Genomic DNA, 18545 nt, shown 5'->3' on the forward strand with positions numbered 1-18545 from the left:
GTTAATTAAAAAGTAGCTGCATCTATAACATATCTATAGCGAGCTTCTTTATTCACTACTTTATCCCACGCCTCGTTAATTTCTTCGGCTTTTATAATTTGTATTTCTGGTTTTATTCCGTTTTCTGCACAGTAGTGAACTACTTCTTGAGTTTCTGGAATTCCTCCAATTAATGATGAGTTAAAATTCACTCTTGCAAATGCTAACATCAAATTATTAATAGTGATTTCTGATGCATTTGGCATACCTACAAATGTGAAAGTACCACCTGGTTTTAAACAGAATACATAAGGTGTTACATTGAATTGATAAGGAATTGTGCTTATCATATAATCCAATGTTTTGCTATAGGCTTGCATGTTTTTAAACTCCTCGTCTACTACAATTACCTCTTTTACTCCCCAAGATTTTATGTCTTCTACTTTATCTGGAGAAGTTGTAAATGCATATACTTCTGCACCTTTAGAGACTGCAATTTTTACTGCTAAATGGCCTAATCCGCCAATACCTGCAACACCTACTTTATCTCCAATTTTAAATTGGGCTCTCATCAGTGGCGAATAAGTTGTAATTCCCGCACATAATAATGGAGCTGCTTCTTCAAAACTGATGTTATCTGGAATGTGCACAGCAAAATGGTCTCTCACCACTATTTTATCTGAGTAACCACCTTGTGTAATACCTGATGGTTCTGCTTCTGTTGGGTAACCATAAGTAAATACTGTTTGACCTCTATCGCAAAAATGTTCGTCGCCATGCGTACAGCTTTCGCATTCCATACAGCTATCTACCATACAGCCAACTCCTGCTCTATCACCAACTTTAAACTTGGTTACATTTTTACCCACTGCTGCTACCACACCTACAATCTCATGTCCGGGAACTTGCGGATATATTTGTTTACCCCAGTGCCCCTTTTCTTGGTGAATATCTGAATGGCAAATACTTGCATATTTAATATCGATTAAGATATCGTCGTCTCCTACTGGTCTACGTTCAAACTCCCATGGGCTCAACTTTCCCGATTCGTCTTTAGCTGCGTAACCTTTTGTTTTGATGTTATTGTTCATAGTTTTTGATTGATTGTCTCTGGAAAAAAGTTGCAGGGGGTTTGTTATCATCAAACTTGTCCCTGCAATAGCTGATTGTTGTATAAAATTCCTTCTTGATTTACTATTTGAACTACTTGTACTCATTGTTATAGCATTAATCTTTTTTAATGTTTTCCTATTGAATTTTAGAAGTTTGAGTATTGATTTGAGTTTATCGATCGAGATAGTAAAGTCTACTTCCAGATTAAAATTGAAATGTTATAGTTAAGAAATTCAATACTGTTTAAAATGAAGCATTTCACTAGTCGATCAATAAAAGGATGATTAGTCATTCTTGATAGCACAAAGATAGCGTGTATGAATACCTAACATTTAAAGAAATTCAATCCAAAAAATAAGAATTTCAAACTAATCAACTTTTTTGTATTGCTCATCACTTACAGCTTCCATCCAATTAACCACTCCTTTTTCAGTATTTGGTACTATATAGAGTTGTTGTAAACAAGTGTTTGGACTTGCACCATGCCAGTGTCTAACATTTGGCGGACATTTTACTACATCACCTTTTTTCATTACTTGTATTGGCTCACCTTCAATTTGATGGTAACCAACTCCATCTGTAATAATTAATATTTGCCCTGCTGGATGCGTATGCCAGTTACTTCTTGCTCCGGGTTCAAAATAAACATTTCCTACCAAGGTGGTAAATGTAGAATCCATAGGAAAAAGCCCATAGTTGTAAGCACTGCCAGTAAAGAATTTAGATGGGCCTTTATTTCCTTTTGGAAAGATGGCTTCTAACTCTTTTGTTTCACTTTGATTAGCCTCTTGTACACTTTGTTGTGAGCAGCTTGTAATTAAGAAAGCCGCCAATACCGACAGTAAGAATATTGATCTATTGTATTTCATTATAATGTATATTGATATTTGATTTAATTAACCTTTTCTCCTTTTAATGAAGATGTATTCTTAGCAAAGAGAATCCATATTTATCATGATGAATCTTTAAAAGACTATGATGATAAAAAGACAATTAATCAGAAATTTCCTTTATAATTTTTGCAGGAACTCCACCAACTACTGTATTAGCAGGCACATCTTTATTAACTAATGCACCAGCAGCAACTACCGAATTTTCACCAATAGTTACTCCAGGTAGAATAGTTGCTCCTGCACCAATCCAAGCATTTCGTTTAATTACTACTGCTCCGGGTACTAATGTCTTTCTCTTAGAAACCTCAATCGGATGATTTTCTGAAGTAATATTCACTCTGGGGCCGATCATCACATCATCTTCAATTGTAATGCAACCAATATCTAAAAAACTACAAGCGTGGTTGACAAATACATTCTTACCCAAAGAAATATGACGACCAAAGTTTGTATAGAATGGAGGAAATATAGTGGTACTTTCATCGATTATTACGCCTATAATTTCACTCAGTTTCGAACGCACTTTGTTCGCATCAGTCGAGTTATTTAGCTCAACAGACAATTTAATTGTGCGGTTAACTATATCAAAAATCTTTGGATACTCTGGGTCATCCAATGGAACTGCTTCACCGGATTTAAAACGACTAAAGATATCTTGCTTCTCAGATTTTTGCTCCATTTCAGGTTTATCAGTTTATTGAATAATTATTATAAAACAAAGATATGGAGGTACTAAATGGACTTATAAAGAAATTCAAATCAATAATTAAGAATTTCAAACAATTGCAGTTTTCTGATATGATTTAACAGTTTCCTCAGCATTTAAATCAATCAAAAAACGTGTTTTTTAAAGACTAAATATCATTTTTGAAACTATTCTATTGATTTACAGGAGAGCTGTATTAGAGCTTTTAGCAGTTATAACATTATAGTTTTTAAATTAAGTTTAGTACATGAAAACATAACCTTAAAGCCATTTTTATAGCAAAAAGCAATGCCTTCAAACTTGATATTTCATTAAAAATCAAATATATATATATAAGAATTTCAAACCTTCTTTTTTTGAAAACTAGTTACAGCGAAACTTTTAACAGTTTAAGAATTATCTTTTACAAACCTGTACCTTTCTGATTAAGCGTATCAATATCGAAACCTGCAATTTCTTTGTACTTGCTCATAGTCTGCTTAATTTCTGCATGAGGGATTTCTTCAGGAGTAAATCCTTTCGGAAACCTATCTTCCATGAGGTCTAAAATAGCATCGGGTCCTTTTTTTCTATTTTGCCTTACAATCTTTCCAGTTGCAGGCACTCTCTCCTGATCGTAAGCTTGCAAAGCATCTGAGATGGTATTATGTGAATTCAATGATTTAGTTAGTGCTGCTGCATCTAATATTGCTTGCGAAGCTCCATTTGAACCAATTGGGTACATAGGATGCGCCGCATCACCTAAAAGCGTAAACCTACCAAATGTCCAAGTATCTAACGGATCTCTATCTGACATTGGAAACTCATAAATGGCAATTGCTTCATCTATCATTTGATAAACATCGAGCCAGTCGTACTTCCAATCGGTGTATCTTTCTAATAAGAAAGATTTTTCAATTTGCCTATTCCAGTCACGCACAGTCAATCGATTCTCTCCTTCTTCTTTTAAATTTCCTACCCAGTTAATGAGTTGGAGTCCTGTTTTTTCATCTACATGACCAATCGGATAAACCACCATTTTCTGTTTGTTCGAGCCAATCATAGCCATGGTAGAACCATTGAGAAATGGTTTCATTAATGTAGTACCTCTATATAGTACATTGCCAGAAAAAATCACCGGGCCTTCTTCAGGGTAACATTGCTTTCTACTAACAGAGTTTATTCCATCAGCTCCAACTAAGATATCCGAAGAAACTTCTTTGATATACTCACCTGTCTTTCTATTGATAAACCGCGCTGTAATCTGATTTTCATCTTGCTCGAAAGCATCCAAATGATGCCCTACATGTATATGCTTTTTTCCTATACGAGCTATACAAGTTTGATATAAGAGCTCTTGAAAATACCCTCTGTGGATTGAAAACTGTGGCCACTTATAGCCAGCGAATATCCCTCTTTTATCGCCTAAAAATTGTTGGCCATATCTGTTTGTATAAATTAAATCAGCTGTTTTTATAGCAATTTTTTCTAATTCGGGCAATAGTTCAAGGTAATCTAAAACTCTAACAGCATGAGGTAAAACATTGATTCCCACCCCTAATGGCTTTACTTTGTTCACAGATTCAAATACCTCAACTTCGTAGTTGTTTTTATGTAAGCAAAGTGCAGTAACTAAACCTCCAATTCCTCCTCCTGATATTGTTATCTTCATATCTTCCAGTTTTAGATTAACCTTTGGCTGTAATAATACAAAAGCTTTGTTTCAAATTGAATCATAAGATTAGAAAAACGCAGACAAGCATCATAAGACCTTCCAAACTTTAATAGATACTGCATTGGGCAATCGCTCACCAGTGCAAATAAATATGCCGTCGTTCAACCAATTGTATTTGCCATTTCTATTTGCCTCGAATTTAGGACCCGCCCTAAAATAGTATTGGCTTACATCTACTTCTTTGCCTTCTGCCAGCAACTTTGCAACTTGGGGAGAAGCAACTCTCAACCCTACATTTTTGATGTAAATAATTTCACCATCATCAGTTTTAAATTGATAATGCGCTTCTAGCTCTGTAACTCCATCAGTTCTAAGGGTTTGCCAATCTACTCCACCATTAATAATATATGCTTTAATTTTAGGGCCTGCTACTGTTCCACCAGTAATTGGAATCACTCTTCTGGTTCTTAATGCAGTTTCTCCTACTACCATAGCAGGTTGTAAGGCTACCTGTAATTCACAAATATATTCTAAGTCTGGAGCTTGCGGTGTATACATCATTTAAAGGTGATTATTATTCAATCTGTAAAAATGCAATTATTGAATAAACCTTCAAATACTCATTGTGTTCGATTAAAAATCCCTCAAACTTTAAGTAGCCTGAGGGATTTAATCTATCATTTTATTGGATAATACTCGAAGTTTTTAAATTTAACCTTGCCTTCACCTGTAGAAACAAGTCCGATTCTCAAACTTAAAAAACCACCTAAAACATTATGATGGAAGCCTGAAACCTCTAATGAATTCTCGGTTTTTAGCCATGTTTTTCCATCGAGACTATAATACATGTTCACTGTATTATTTATATTTCTTAGTTGAAGAAATACATGCCTTTTTATTTTGTCTGATTCGGTGACAAACTGCCAACCTCTAATGTTGGTCAAAATATTTTTACTATCTGCTAAAATTCCAGAATAAGCTTGTTGATTGTAAAAAAGCACTAAACCACCAATGGCATCGCCTTCAATTTCAAGCTCAACTTGAGCTGTATAAGAATGATCTGCCGGAATGGTTAACATCGGAGAAGATTCCGGAATTGAATTTCCTTTCCCATTAATTGTAATGCTATTATTCTCTAACTTAAATCTGTTTAGATCGTATTCGCCAAAAAATTTCCATTGTGGTTTTAAAGTGCTTCCTGCAAAATTATCATTCAAAGAAAAAGATAATTGCTTAACTCCCTTCTTATTAACAGGCTTATTAATACTCACATTTTCAGGTATTTTAAACCACCCGTCTTCGGTCCACTCAACAGGTAACATCATCGTTTGTCTACCCATGTTATAATGCTCTTGCTCATAGCCGTGGAAGATCATCCAAGATTTACCATTCGTATCATCGAAAACAGTTCCGTGCCCGACAGATGCCCATTTTTCATCATTAGACTCTGATCTGAGTATTGGATTGTAAGGTGAATTTTCCCAAGGTCCTAAAGGAGATTTGGATCGTGCAGATATCACCATATGCCCAGTGGCAGGTCCAGCAGTGCCACCTTCAGCAACGGTTAAATAATAATAGTCACGATGTTTAAATAGTTTGGGTCCTTCCATACAAAAGCACTCGATCGACCATTCTCTTGGAATTTTCCAACCATCGTATGCATGTTTAACTTCACCAGTAATAGACAGTCCATCTTTGGCTAATGGCACATAACTGCCACTACTAAAATATAAATACCTGTTTCCTTCTTCATCTACCACATGTCCAGGATCAATCATAGTTACTTTTAATTCTATCGGGTCGCTCCAAGGTCCTTCAATATTATCTGCGTAGATCACATAATTTGTGTTACTTGCTGGAAAATAGATATAGTATTTGCCATCGTATTTTGCCAAATCTGGTGCCCAAACAGAACCCACATATTTATTTAAAGCATTAGCAACTGGTGACCAATTAACCAAATCGGTAGAATGCCAAATTAATAAACCAGGATAGTATTCGAAGGAAGAATGAACAATATAATAATCATCGCCATCGCGTAAAATGCTTGGGTCTGGATAGTCTCCCGAAAATATAGGATTTTGAAAAATACCTTCTTTCACTTTCTTATCCTGTGCATTTCCAGTTAAATAAAATCCGCTAAGTAAGATTAGCAGCAAAAATCTTATGTGCCTCGTTTTCATATATTCCATTTAAATATTAAATAATTTATCGGTCATATTAGGTTTCAAACCCTTGCACTTTTCTTTTAAGAAATTGATAGCAAGTGTTTTTTCTAATTGCCAGACAATTATAAAATTTATGGCATTTACTTCTTTTACAAAAAATGAAAATCCTTTTACAAAAACTGTCAATGGTGGTTTATGCGATATTCTGTGGGGTTTATCTCCATCTCACTTTTAAAGACTCGATTAAAATGGCTTTGATTATTAAAGCCAACCTTATAAGCAATTTCACCAATATTTAACTTAGACTCATTTAGTAATCGCTTGGCTTCACTAATCCGGATTTTATTGATGTAGCTCTTGAAAGTGCAATTGTATTTTCCGTTGATGTAGTTGGTAATTCTTCTTTGTGCTATCCCTGTTTCTTTGGCAACCAGGTCTAAACTTAGCTCACTATTTTGAAAGTTTTGATTGATAAATTCTATGCATTTTTCTTCACCATTTACTTCTTCGCTAATTTCAATAGGTTTATAAGAAATTGCTATTGTTGAGTCGTCTTTTTTTCTAGCATTTAGCCAAAGTAAAATACAAAAAAACAATGTTATAGTAATGATATAAGCAGCAATGAGCTTTAAAAAAAGTACCTGATTATTTCTAGTAAAAGTAATTGAACGAATCTCGATTGCTTTCACTTTATCGATGCTCGGCGTAAATGCGGTGTTGATGTTTAGATGAATGATGTTGTTAAAGCTTGGCGCTTCTTCTAAACCTTCTGGAATGTGGTGCCTATCTTCCCACCATTCTGGATGTTCGAAATCTGTAAAAGGAATGCTATATGTTTTGGGTGAGCTAGAAATATTCAAATAAGAATGATGCAAGGTTTCATCTTGACTATTATACTTTACATAGCTCAATGGTGGTGTGTAAAAAGCTACCCCAACCCGATCTATATTTTTGCCAGATATATTTAATTGAATTTCATTATACTTTTCAGCATCAATATATTTCTTATTTGATGCAGTAATGATCATTCCCGCATAGGGACTTTCAAACCCTTCTTCTAATTTGAAATCTAATGTTAAGAGCGAATCTGAAACAATGTGATTTATAACCTGTGAGCTTCCACCATTTTCTAAGTCCGTATAATAATCGTAGTTATAATCTTGAGTTTTGGGAAATATTTCTAGGTCTTCTATACTAGCAAAATAGCAAATAATAATTAGTACAATGGAAGATATAATGCTAAATGGCCAAAGAAAATATATAGATTTTAAAGTCCTAGAAACCATTCCCTCCATAATTGCTACAGCTTTGTTTGGCTCCAAAGATAAAGAATGATTTTATTTTCTAAGCTTGCTTTCAATTTTCAAAACCAAGTAGATTTGAGCTATAAATTTATAACAGCTAATTTAAGTTTAAGCTGCTTGTGTTCTTATCGACTTTGGAGTTTCACCTGTAATCTTTTTAAAGAAGTTATTAAAGTATGTAGGATATTCAAAACCGAGTGCAAAGGCAATTTCTGCAATATTCCAATTTGTATGTTGGAGCAGAGATTTTGCCTCACTTGCAATTCTTTCTGTAATATGGGTTGTTGTAGACTTACCTGTAACCTCTTTTACAGCGCGATTTAGGTAGTTTACATGAACAGAAAGATTACTGGCATAATCTTGTGCTGTTCTGAGTTTAAGTGGAGCTTCTGGACTTTCAATTGGAAACTGACGCTCTAATAATTCAAGAAAAACAGAAGTTAAACGAGAAGAAGCATTTTTGTGCTGATCGAAATTTTCTGAAGGTTGTAGCTTTAATGCTTCGTGTATAATTAAATGAATATAATTTCTAATTAAATCATCTTTATAAGAATAATCTGATTGCTGCTCTTCGATCATTTTGCGAAAAATGCTATTCAGAAACTCTCTTTGCTCAACAGTTATTTTTAAAATTGGCGTACCTCCAATCTTAAACAATGGTGATTGTTGTAAACTTTCAGAGCGATCTGAAGGTGCTAAAAAGTCTTCTGAAAAAAGGCAAGTATAACCAACATATGTACTCGAAACGGTTTCCCAAGAATAAGGAATATGCGGATTACCAAAAAATAAGATTGTATCATTTGCTTCGAAACTTCGATCGGCATAATGGATAATACTTTTACCTGTGGTTAAGCAGATTTTATAGAAATCTTTTCTGCTGTAAACTTTAGTAGCATTACCATCTTTTTCAATTTGAAATATATTGAACCCTTTGAGTTTAAGCTCAGTATTAAACTCTGAAACCGAACGCGTATTCTTATTTTCCATAATACAAAATTAATAAGATCAATCAGATTTATACTATGTATTAACAAATATCACCAAGTACAAATTCAATTAGACCTGATTCTCAATACAAAGCCAATTATTTTAAATATATACATTATAAACAACTGTATAACAATTACTTACAAATAACTCATCATATAGTTAAAGATAGAAACTAAATGCAAACTTCAATAAATAAGTGTTTAAAATGTAAAAATGTTTAAGCAAGGTTGAGAAGGAAAACAGCTCACAATTCGATAAAATTGACCTTTTAAAAAATAGAGTTATTAATCACAATTTAATAAAGAATTTCAAACCATTAATTATGATTTTCAAACATTTTGCAGCTTGTTATAGCGCTAAATTTTTAAAAGAAAATTTGAGATTATCTTTTTGCATTTGATTACAAAATTCAAATATTTTTTTTAAACTTTTTGAAAGATCATGCCATTTATCTCTCATTTTCTAAACCAATACATTTCCCCTTCAATACAAAAAACACCAGAGATGACAGTATTTTACCATTCAGTTTAAAAGCAGGACTAGGATATTCAGAAACAAAATCAGTAGTTTCAGAAGATTTTCAAGAGTGAACTATTCCGTTTCATTATTTTTGATGGATGAAATATATTTTGGCGTTTTTTGTGGTTTGCTTTTCTTTTGAAATGGTGTTGGCTCAGCACCCTATAACCATTAACATGGCTGAAAAAGATGGACTACCAGATGTTGAATTTTACGACATTATAAGAGATCAAAAAGACTTATTTTGGCTGGCTGCAAACAGTGGATTATACCGATACAACGGAACTGATTTTCTAAAGGTAGATTGTAAACAACAAAAAGGCTTATCTGTTTTTAACCTCACAGAAGATTGTGCGAATCGTATTTGGTGTGTCAATCTGTATGGACAGATTATGTATGGACAAAACGATTCGCTTCATATTTTTAAAGATTTACATCAAGTATTAAAAGGTAATCTGGCAAGCATATTTATAGAAAACAATGATTTGATAGTAGTTTGGGAAGAAGGAATTTTAATATTCGATATTAAAACTGCTGCACAAAAATTCTATAAAAAAGTCTTTAAAATTGCTACACAAAAAATACAAGGTAAAATATATATTTTCACCTCAAACGGTATAGTATATTCACTAGCTGATAATCACCAACTAGTTCAGTTTTACCAATTTGATAATCAAGAAGATGTTAAAGTAGCTGCCATTTTTTTTGAATATAAAGACAAAGTATACCTTTCTTATCGAGAAAATTATCAAAGAACATTCATCGATTTAACAACCAACACCCAACTAAATACAAGTGAGTTTAAAGAGCTTTATAATTTAAGAATAATACGTGTAAAAGAACTTGATAACAAGCTCTGGTTTGCAACTAATAAAGGAGTTTTTGTTTATAGTATTAATAAAGATGAGAGTTGGCAACTCTCAGCACAGTATTTTTCTGATGAAATAGTAAGCGATATATTTAAGGATATTGACGAAAACTATTGGTTTACTACTTTAAACAATGGCATTTATGTAATGCCAAACATACTAATTGGCAAGTACAAAGATATTTTGCTTAAAGAGAGTGTTTCTTCACTTGAAGCAGTAAGTAAAAACTTAGTAGCGATAGGTACCACAGAAGGCATTGTATATTTGTTAAACACACAGACAGAAAAAGTAACTACAATACAACTGCCCCATCTAAAAACAGTAAATAATTTGTTTTACAATGAGGCAAAAGAAGAATTATACATTAGTACCAATAGCCGGCTAAGTTATAGTTACGATTTAAAAAAAGGCAAACTAAAAAGCGAAGGAAACAAATTTGGAGTAACAAAGGGATTGGCCATTACGGAAACCGATATTGTATATCTCACTTATAACAGAGCACAAGTTTATTTAAATACATTTACTAATCACCAAAAAATTAAACCTCTTGAGAGAAAAAGAGCTTATTCCGTTTTGAGTGATCTTAATAAAAATACTGTTTATATAGGCTATATAGATGAATTGGTAAAATACGATAGTCTTTGGAAACCAACTACACTTACACTTAAAGGAGAAAATATACAGGTTAGCCATTTAGCACAAACCGAAAATGGTGTAATTTGGGCAAACATAAATCATGTAGGTATTGCCGCAATTGTTGGAGATAGTATTCTAGTAAAATATAAGCTCGACAATGGATTGATTGACAATAACTTAAGTTTCATAAAAGCAGTAGGAAATAAGCTCTGGTGTAGCTATAAAGGTTACTTACAATGTATAAATACAGAAACTGATAAAATAACTACCATTACAAAACAAGATGGACTTGAGAATCTAATTACTGGTTTAACCATTTCTGATAGTTTACTCATTTTTAGCTCTAGAAGAGAATTATATGCGTTGCCGATTTATAACGAGCTATTATTTAAGAAAAGAAAAGTACCAGAAGTGTATTTTACACAAATACTTATAGGTAACCAAAATGAAAACATTAAGGATAAATACATATTACCTTACGAAAAAAACTCGGTAGCTTTTCATTTTCAGGCAAATAGTTTTGAAGCAGCCAAGCACTTAAAGTTTAAATACAAATTACGTGGATTCGATACGCAATGGAGAACCACAGATCATGGTATTTCATCAGTGGAGTATAACAGTTTACCTGCCGGAAATTTCACTTTTGAGATTAAAACTACTACTGCCAATAATGAATATACAAGCACAGGTAAAAAAATAGAATTAGTTATTCAGCTTCCTTTTTGGGAAGAATGGTGGTTTATAACATTGTGCTTATCATTAGTTTTTGGTGCTTTGATTTTTTATTATCAGAAAAAAATGAAAAGCCGAGAAGAAAAACAAAATCAAATTTTTGATAAACTTGTACAAGAGAAAAAATTCACCACACTGAAACTAGAAAATCTTCGCTCTCAAATGAATCCGCATTTCATTTTTAATGCGCTCAATTCAATTCAGGAGTATATCATCAACAATCAAAAGAATCTTGCCAGCTCTTATTTAGTGAAATTTTCTAGACTAATAAGAATTTATTTACAACACAGCCAAGTAAACGATGTAACACTTTCGGCAGAGATAGAAGCACTTTCTTTATATCTCGAATTAGAAAAAATTCGTTTTGAAGAAGAGTTGAAATACCATCTTGAAATTGCTGAAGGGGTAAACACCAAACGAATAAAAGTGCCTTCCATTTTTATACAACCTTATGTAGAAAATGCCATTAAACACGGTTTGTTACACAAGAAAAACAATAGGAAATTAGAAATTAAATTTGAGCTAAGCGAATGTAAAACCAAACTTTTATGCCGAATAGAAGACAATGGCGTAGGCCGAGAAGCTGCGCAAAGAATTAGTGCCCGAAACAGTTTTCATACTTCTTTTGCCACCAAAGCAAACGAAGAAAGAATTGATTTGTATAATTTAAATCGCTCAAATAAAATTAGTGTCGAAATTAATGATATTAAAGAAAATAACATTGCTTTAGGCACTGTAGTAAGCATTAGCATTCCAGTAAAAAAACACTAGCTATGAAATCGATAATTATAGACGACGAAAAAAAAGCCAGAAGCCTCTTAATTACAATGATTAAAGAAAATTGTAATTCTATTAATACCATTTTAGAAGCTTCTGATTTAAAAGAAGGCGTAGAAAAAATTAAACAAGAAAAACCCGATATAGTATTTTTAGATATTGAAATGCCCGAATTGTTTGGCTTACAAATTCTAGATTTCTTCGATACACCGGTCGAGTTTCAAATCATTTTTACTACCGCTTATAATGAATATGCTATAGAAGCATTTAAGCTTTCTGCCATAGATTATCTGTTAAAACCAATTGATATTGATGAACTTACAAAAGCAGTCCGCAAAGCAGAAGAAGCACTTAGAAAACAAGAGCTAGATAATAGATTGGTAAGCTTACAAAAAAACATCAGACAGTTATCTGTAAATAAAATTGCCTTAGAAGTACCTCGGGGATTTTTATTTGTAAACCACGACGACATTCTCCTATTAGAAGCCGATGGTATGTATACAAAAGTGTATTTAAAAACAGGTGAAAGTAAATTAATTAGCAAACCGCTCAAGTACTTTGCAGATCAGCTAGAAAATAAATCGCTGTTTTTTAAATGCCATAGATCGTTTGTGGTAAACCTCAAATACATTAAAGAACTCACTAATAATGATGCGGGCTTTATTGTAATGGAAAATAAAAAGATAGTCCCGATTTCTAAATCTCGTAAGCAAGAGTTTATTAAAGTAATACAGGATGTATTTTGGTAGACAAAAATATGAATCGCTTTAGAAACAAATCAGTTTGTTTAGAAACTAAATCCGGCAACTCAGAAGATAAAGGAAACAAGCTGCTAGTTTCCCAAATAGTTTTGGTGCATTCACTAATCAAATAATGCACGTAATGAAAAAAACCAGTATTGCACGTTTAGTTCTACTCTCTTTCTTAGTCACATTTTTTTCTTGTTCTGATGATGACTCACCAGAACCAGTAATCGAGGATGCAATTGAATTTCCTGATGCTAACTTTAAAAAAGTGCTGGTTGCAGATCCAGCAATTAACACAAATGGAGACAGTGAAATTACGGAATCTGAAGCTTCAGACTTTACAGGAATTATTTCTGCGCAAAACAGTTCAACCGAAGATGTTACAGGAATAGAATACTTTACTAATGTTACAAGAATTAGTCTATTTAATAATCAAATAACATCAATAGATCTATCAAAAAACACAAAAGTTACCCAACTACTAGTTGAATCAAACAGCTTAACCAGTATTGATGTTTCGAGTTTAACTCAATTGGTAGACTTTAAAGCCCATACAAATGATCTAACATCTTTAAACTTAGCCAATGGCAATAATGCTAATATGACAAGAGTGGAAATTCAAGGTAATTCAGAATTAACTTGTATAAAAGTAGATGATTTGTCTGCTCCAACAGGTGCTTGGATAAAAGACAATGAAGCAAGCTATAGTACTGATTGTAATTAAAAAATATATCTTCTGATAAAAGAGCTTCTTGAAATACTTCAAGAAGCTCTTTTTGTTTATAAACCTCAGTACTAAACTCTCTTTAGAAGTTTTATAAACAAGAATTTATTAAAGTGATTTAGGACATCTGTTGGTAGGTAAAACGCAAAATTGCTTTAGAAACAAATCAGTTTGTTTAGAAACTAAATCCGGTCACTCAGAAGATATTGGAAACAAGCTGCTGGTTTCCCAAATAGTTTTGGTGCATTCACTAATCAAATAATGCACATTTATGAAAAAAATCAGTATTACACGTTTAGTTTTACTTTCTTTTTTAATCACACTTTTTTCTTGTGATGATGACGACGACACATTAGAACCAGTAACTATTACCATGTCTTTTAATGACATTAGCATCACTATCCCAGAAAGTTTTGATGTGAGCAACCAGCAAATGGTAAAAATTTCTGATTACCTTACTGTTGAAACTTCTAACAATACCGAAGCAAATGTAACTTATTCAATTGTTTCTCAATCTGTACCAAATGCTATTAGCATAGCTGGCGAATACTTGGTTATTAACCAGAACTTTGAATTAGATTTTGAAACAAATCCAATCCTTACTGCTGAAATCAAAGCAACAGCTGGTGAGGTTTCGGAAACAGCTACCATCACTATTAACCTAACTGATGAGCATGAGCCAATTTGGACAGTACAAGCGATTACTGTTACAATGGACGAAAATCCGACAGAAACTACGATCGACACCATTAGACTCGAAGATTACGATGCTGATTTAGACGGAACACTTACTTACTCAATAAGTAACCAAAGCCCAGAAGGAGCCCTACAAATTGTAGATGACAGCATTGTTGCAGTTAATGATGCCGCACTTTTCGATTTCGAAACCAATCCAACAATTACTGCAACTATCGAAGTAACAAACGGAAATGGTTATAGCCAAACTGCAGATTTAAGTATCTCATTAAATGACATGTATGAATCAACTTGGACGATTGACGATTTTGAGTTGACTATAGATGAAAATCCTGAAGATGAAGACTTTTTAGGTCTAGTTAAATTAATAGGATTTGATTCTGATAAAGACTCTCAAAACTTTACTGTGCAATTGTTAGATGAATCTCCTACAGGTGCAATAGAAGTTGATGTTGAGGATATCTTTCTGACAGTAAAAGATCCATCTTTATTCGACTACGAAACAAACCCTACTATTACTGCCAAAATTCAAATTTCTGACGATAATGGGTACACCCAAACTGGTAATATCACGATTACTGTAAATGAACCTTACATACCTTCTTGGACTATTGAAGATTTTGAGTTGACTATAGATGAAAACCCAGAAGATGAAGACGATTTAGGTCGAGTTGATTTAGTTGGATTTGATTATGAGAAAGACTCTAGGAACTTTACCATGCAATTGATTGATGAATCTCCTGCAGGTGCAATAGAACTTCATTATTCAGAGAAAATCTTTTTGACTGTAAAAGATCCATCTTTATTCGACTACGAAACCAACCCTACCATTACTGCCAAAATTCAAATTTCTGATGAAAATGGATACACGCAAACTGGTAATATCACGATTACTTTGAATGATGCTGATGAAGCAATCAATATTCCTGATGCTAACTTTAAAAATGCACTGCTTACTGATCCAGCAATCAATATAAATGGAGACAGTGAGATTACAGAATCTGAAGCATTAAGTTTTACTGGAAACATTAATGCACCAAGTAGTTCAATAGAAGATGTAACAGGAATAGAATACTTTATTAATGTTACTAGAATTAGCTTATTTGACAACGATCTAACATCAATAGATTTATCGAATAATACAAAGGTTACTCAATTACTAATTGAAAAAAATAGCTTAACAAGTATCGATATTTCGAAATTAACTCAATTAGTAGATTTTAAAGCGCATACGAATAATCTAACATCGGCCAACTTAGCCAATGGCAATAATGGTAATATGACGAGAATGCAAATTCAAGGTAATTCAGCATTAAGTTGTATAAAAGTAGATATTTTGCCTGTTCCATATTATGGTTGGAGTAAAGACAGTTCTGCAACCTATAGTACTAATTGCGATTAAAAAATACATCTTCTAATAAAAGAGCTTCTTGATATACTTCAAGAAGCTTTTTTGTTTAAAAATTTCTATGTAAGACTTCTTGTAAAAACCTTGTAAACAAGAATTTATTAAAGTGATTCAGGATTTTTGGTAGGTAAATCTCAAAATCGCTTTAGAAACATATCAGTTTGTTTAGAAACTAAATCCGGTCACTCAGAAGATAATGGAAACAAGCTGCTGGTTTCCCAAATAGTTTTGGTGCATTCACTAATCAAATAATGCACATTTATGAATAAAACCAGTATTGCACGTTTAGTTTTACTTTCTTTTTTAATCACATTTTTTTCTTGTGATGACGATGATGACGACACATTAGAACCAGTAACCATTACCATGTCTTTTAATGACATTAGCATCACAATTCCAGAAAGTTTTGATGTGAGCAACCAGCAAATGGTAAAAATTTCTGATTACCTTACTGTTGAAACTTCTAACAACACCGAAGCAAATGTAACTTATTCAATTGTTTCTCAATCTGTGCCAAATGCCATTAGCATAGCTGGCGAATACTTGGTTATTAATCAAGACTTTGAATTAGATTTTGAAACAAATCCAATCCTTACTGCTGAGATCAAAGCCACAGCAGGTGAGGTTTCGGAAACAGCTACCATCACTATTAACCTAACAGATGAGCACGAGCCAATTTGGACAGTATCTTCTTTTACTGTTACAATGGACGAAAATCCGACAGAAACTACGATCGACACCATTAGATTCGAAGATTACGATGCTGATTTAGACGGTAATCTTACTTACTCAATAAGTAACCAAAGCCCAGAAGGAGCAATACAAATTGTAGATGACAGCATTATCGCAGTAAATGATGCCGCACTTTTCGATTTCGAAACCAATCCGACAATTACGGCAACTATAGAAGTATCGAACGGAAATGGTTATAGCCAAACTGCAGATTTAAGTATCACTTTAAATGATGTAGATGAACCTACTTGGACGATTGCAGATTTTGAGTTGACTATAGATGAAAACCCAGAAGATGGAGACGATTTAGGTCTAATAGAATTAGTAGGATTTGATCATGAAAAAGACTCTTATAACTTTACTGGACAATTGTTAGATGAATCACCTGCAGGTGCAATAGAACTTCATTATTCAGAGAAAATCTTTTTATCTGTAAAAGATCCATCTTTATTCGACTACGAAACCAACCCTACTATTACTGCCAAAATTCAAATTTCTGATGAAAATGGTTACACGCAAACTGGTAATATCACGATTACTTTGAATGATGTAGATGAACCTACTTGGACTATTGCAGATTTTGAGTTGACTATAGATGAAAACCCAGAAGATGAAGACGATTTAGGTCGAGTTGAATTAGTTGGATTTGATTATGAGAACGACTCAAGGAACTTTACCATGCAATTGATTGATGAATCTCCTGCAGGTGCAATAGAACTTCATTATTCAGAGAAAATATTTTTGACTGTAAAAGATCCTTCTCTCTACGACTACGAAACCAACCCTACCATTACTGCCAAAATTCAAATTTCTGATGAAAATGGTTACACGCAAACTGGTAATATCACGATTACTTTGAATGATGTAGCAGAATCTGGTTGGACACTCGACGATTTTGAAATAACTATAGATGAAAACCCAAGCAAAAGTGATTTGGGCAGATTAACTTTACAAGGATACAATCCTGTAAATGATGGCATGATTACTTATGCACTTTCAGATGCATCTCCTTTAGCAGCATTACAGCTAGTTAATGAATTTGGAGTAATGTATGTAACAGTGAATGATGCTTCTTATTTCGATTACGAAACCTACCCTGTTATTACGGCAACAGTTACAGCTACTGATGCAAATGGAGTATCAAACTCAGCGACTATCACCATTACTTTGAATGATGTACTCGAAGCAGACTGGACATTAATTGAATCTTTCATAGGTGCAATAGATGAAAATCCTGAATCAGGTGATTTAATAACTCAAGTAATGATAGTGGATTACGATGCAAGTGTTGATGGGGCATTGACCTACGAATTGAGCAACTTATCACATCCTGATGCTTTAACGCTTTCTCCTCATGGCTCCTTGTTTAATCTACTTGTAAATGATGCTTCTATATTTGATTACGAAACAAACCCTACCATTACTGGTATTGTTACAGTTACAGATGGTAATGGAGTATCTAAATCTTCATATTTTACCATTAATGTAAATGATGTATCTGAAAATGTATGGTTTGCTCCAGATATCAATTTCAGTGTAGCTGAAAACCAAGGTCAGAATTCTGTACTAACTTATATTAATCTCCAGAATTTTGATCCATCTACACAAGGTTTTCCAAGTTTTGAATTTTTATCTCAAGACCCAACCGGAGCGATGACTTTTAGCCCAAATACCGGAGGCGCCATTCTTGTAAGCGATCCTACTGCATTCGATTACGAAACAAACCCTATTATTACTGGCGTAGTACTAGTTACAATGGGTAATGGTGAGACGCAAACTTTAAATGTTACAATTAATTTATTAGATCAAAATGATTGATCATTGCAAATAAATTGTGCCTAATCATAAAAAGCCGTCAATCTAGATTGACGGCTTTTCTTATATTCAGTCTTTCTTTAT

Annotated in this window: 14 protein-coding genes; 6 read left to right on the forward strand and 8 right to left on the reverse strand. The window is 33.3% G+C overall.

The window, feature by feature from the left end; translation table 11 throughout:
* Positions 1 to 5: 5 nt before the first annotated feature.
* From OQ292_RS22605 to OQ292_RS22640, 8 genes are all read right to left on the reverse strand, one after another.
* A complete protein-coding gene (locus tag OQ292_RS22605) occupies positions 6 to 1070 on the reverse strand; it encodes an NAD(P)-dependent alcohol dehydrogenase (protein ID WP_431733776.1) in 1065 nt (354 codons plus the stop codon).
* Between the two features lie 390 nt (positions 1071 to 1460).
* Positions 1461 to 1961, reverse strand: a complete 501-nt coding sequence (locus OQ292_RS22610; protein WP_284686220.1) for a cupin domain-containing protein — start codon at positions 1959 to 1961, stop codon at positions 1461 to 1463.
* Between the two features lie 124 nt (positions 1962 to 2085).
* On the reverse strand, positions 2086 to 2664 hold the full coding sequence (locus OQ292_RS22615) for a sugar O-acetyltransferase (RefSeq protein WP_284686221.1): 579 nt from the start codon (positions 2662 to 2664) through the stop codon (positions 2086 to 2088).
* A 430-nt stretch (positions 2665 to 3094) separates the two neighbouring features.
* Complete coding sequence (locus OQ292_RS22620; RefSeq protein ID WP_284686222.1) at positions 3095 to 4342, reverse strand: flavin-dependent oxidoreductase; 1248 nt, start codon at positions 4340 to 4342, stop codon at positions 3095 to 3097.
* Between the two features lie 90 nt (positions 4343 to 4432).
* On the reverse strand, positions 4433 to 4906 hold the full coding sequence (locus tag OQ292_RS22625) for a DUF3237 domain-containing protein (protein ID WP_284686223.1): 474 nt from the start codon (positions 4904 to 4906) through the stop codon (positions 4433 to 4435).
* 116 nt (positions 4907 to 5022) lie between these two features.
* Positions 5023 to 6528: a family 43 glycosylhydrolase gene (locus OQ292_RS22630; protein WP_284686224.1), complete on the reverse strand. Its 1506-nt coding sequence runs from the start codon at positions 6526 to 6528 to the stop codon at positions 5023 to 5025.
* A gap of 167 nt (positions 6529 to 6695) precedes the next feature.
* The gene (locus OQ292_RS22635) at positions 6696 to 7835 is read right to left on the reverse strand and encodes a helix-turn-helix domain-containing protein (RefSeq protein WP_284686225.1); all 1140 of its coding nucleotides are present in this window, start codon (positions 7833 to 7835) and stop codon (positions 6696 to 6698) included.
* 90 nt (positions 7836 to 7925) lie between these two features.
* A complete protein-coding gene (locus OQ292_RS22640; protein ID WP_284686226.1) occupies positions 7926 to 8804 on the reverse strand; it encodes a helix-turn-helix domain-containing protein in 879 nt (292 codons plus the stop codon).
* A gap of 434 nt (positions 8805 to 9238) precedes the next feature.
* On the opposite strand from OQ292_RS22640, the gene OQ292_RS22645 reads away from it, so the two are divergent.
* The 6 genes from OQ292_RS22645 (at position 9239) to OQ292_RS22670 (ending at position 18464) form a co-directional block, all read left to right on the forward strand.
* Complete coding sequence (locus tag OQ292_RS22645) at positions 9239 to 9397, forward strand: hypothetical protein (protein WP_284686227.1); 159 nt, start codon at positions 9239 to 9241, stop codon at positions 9395 to 9397.
* Positions 9398 to 9424: 27 nt separating this feature from the next.
* Positions 9425 to 12334, forward strand: a complete 2910-nt coding sequence (locus tag OQ292_RS22650) for a sensor histidine kinase (protein WP_284686228.1) — start codon at positions 9425 to 9427, stop codon at positions 12332 to 12334.
* A gap of 2 nt (positions 12335 to 12336) precedes the next feature.
* Entirely contained in the window at positions 12337 to 13089 is a 753-nt protein-coding gene (locus OQ292_RS22655) for a LytR/AlgR family response regulator transcription factor (RefSeq protein ID WP_284686229.1), read from the forward strand.
* Positions 13090 to 13222: 133 nt separating this feature from the next.
* A complete protein-coding gene (locus OQ292_RS22660; protein WP_284686230.1) occupies positions 13223 to 13810 on the forward strand; it encodes a leucine-rich repeat domain-containing protein in 588 nt (195 codons plus the stop codon).
* Between the two features lie 271 nt (positions 13811 to 14081).
* A complete protein-coding gene (locus OQ292_RS22665; protein ID WP_284686231.1) occupies positions 14082 to 15908 on the forward strand; it encodes a hypothetical protein in 1827 nt (608 codons plus the stop codon).
* A 267-nt stretch (positions 15909 to 16175) separates the two neighbouring features.
* Positions 16176 to 18464, forward strand: a complete 2289-nt coding sequence (locus OQ292_RS22670; protein WP_284686232.1) for a hypothetical protein — start codon at positions 16176 to 16178, stop codon at positions 18462 to 18464.
* Positions 18465 to 18545: the final 81 nt, after the last annotated feature.

It is taken from the genome of Chondrinema litorale, from assembly GCF_026250525.1.
GTDB classification, from domain to species: domain Bacteria; phylum Bacteroidota; class Bacteroidia; order Cytophagales; family Flammeovirgaceae; genus Chondrinema; species Chondrinema litorale.

Coding starts and splice junctions, on each gene's coding strand:
- OQ292_RS22605 (WP_431733776.1), bottom strand. CDS start 1,070: ATGAACAATAACATCAAAACAAAAGGTTACGCAGCTAAAGACGAATCG.
- OQ292_RS22610 (WP_284686220.1), bottom strand. CDS start 1,961: ATGAAATACAATAGATCAATATTCTTACTGTCGGTATTGGCGGCTTTC.
- OQ292_RS22615 (WP_284686221.1), bottom strand. CDS start 2,664: ATGGAGCAAAAATCTGAGAAGCAAGATATCTTTAGTCGTTTTAAATCC.
- OQ292_RS22620 (WP_284686222.1), bottom strand. CDS start 4,342: ATGAAGATAACAATATCAGGAGGAGGAATTGGAGGTTTAGTTACTGCA.
- OQ292_RS22625 (WP_284686223.1), bottom strand. CDS start 4,906: ATGATGTATACACCGCAAGCTCCAGACTTAGAATATATTTGTGAATTA.
- OQ292_RS22630 (WP_284686224.1), bottom strand. CDS start 6,528: ATGAAAACGAGGCACATAAGATTTTTGCTGCTAATCTTACTTAGCGGA.
- OQ292_RS22640 (WP_284686226.1), bottom strand. CDS start 8,804: ATGGAAAATAAGAATACGCGTTCGGTTTCAGAGTTTAATACTGAGCTT.
- OQ292_RS22650 (WP_284686228.1), top strand. CDS start 9,425: ATGAAATATATTTTGGCGTTTTTTGTGGTTTGCTTTTCTTTTGAAATG.
- OQ292_RS22655 (WP_284686229.1), top strand. CDS start 12,337: ATGAAATCGATAATTATAGACGACGAAAAAAAAGCCAGAAGCCTCTTA.
- OQ292_RS22660 (WP_284686230.1), top strand. CDS start 13,223: ATGAAAAAAACCAGTATTGCACGTTTAGTTCTACTCTCTTTCTTAGTC.
- OQ292_RS22665 (WP_284686231.1), top strand. CDS start 14,082: ATGAAAAAAATCAGTATTACACGTTTAGTTTTACTTTCTTTTTTAATC.
- OQ292_RS22670 (WP_284686232.1), top strand. CDS start 16,176: ATGAATAAAACCAGTATTGCACGTTTAGTTTTACTTTCTTTTTTAATC.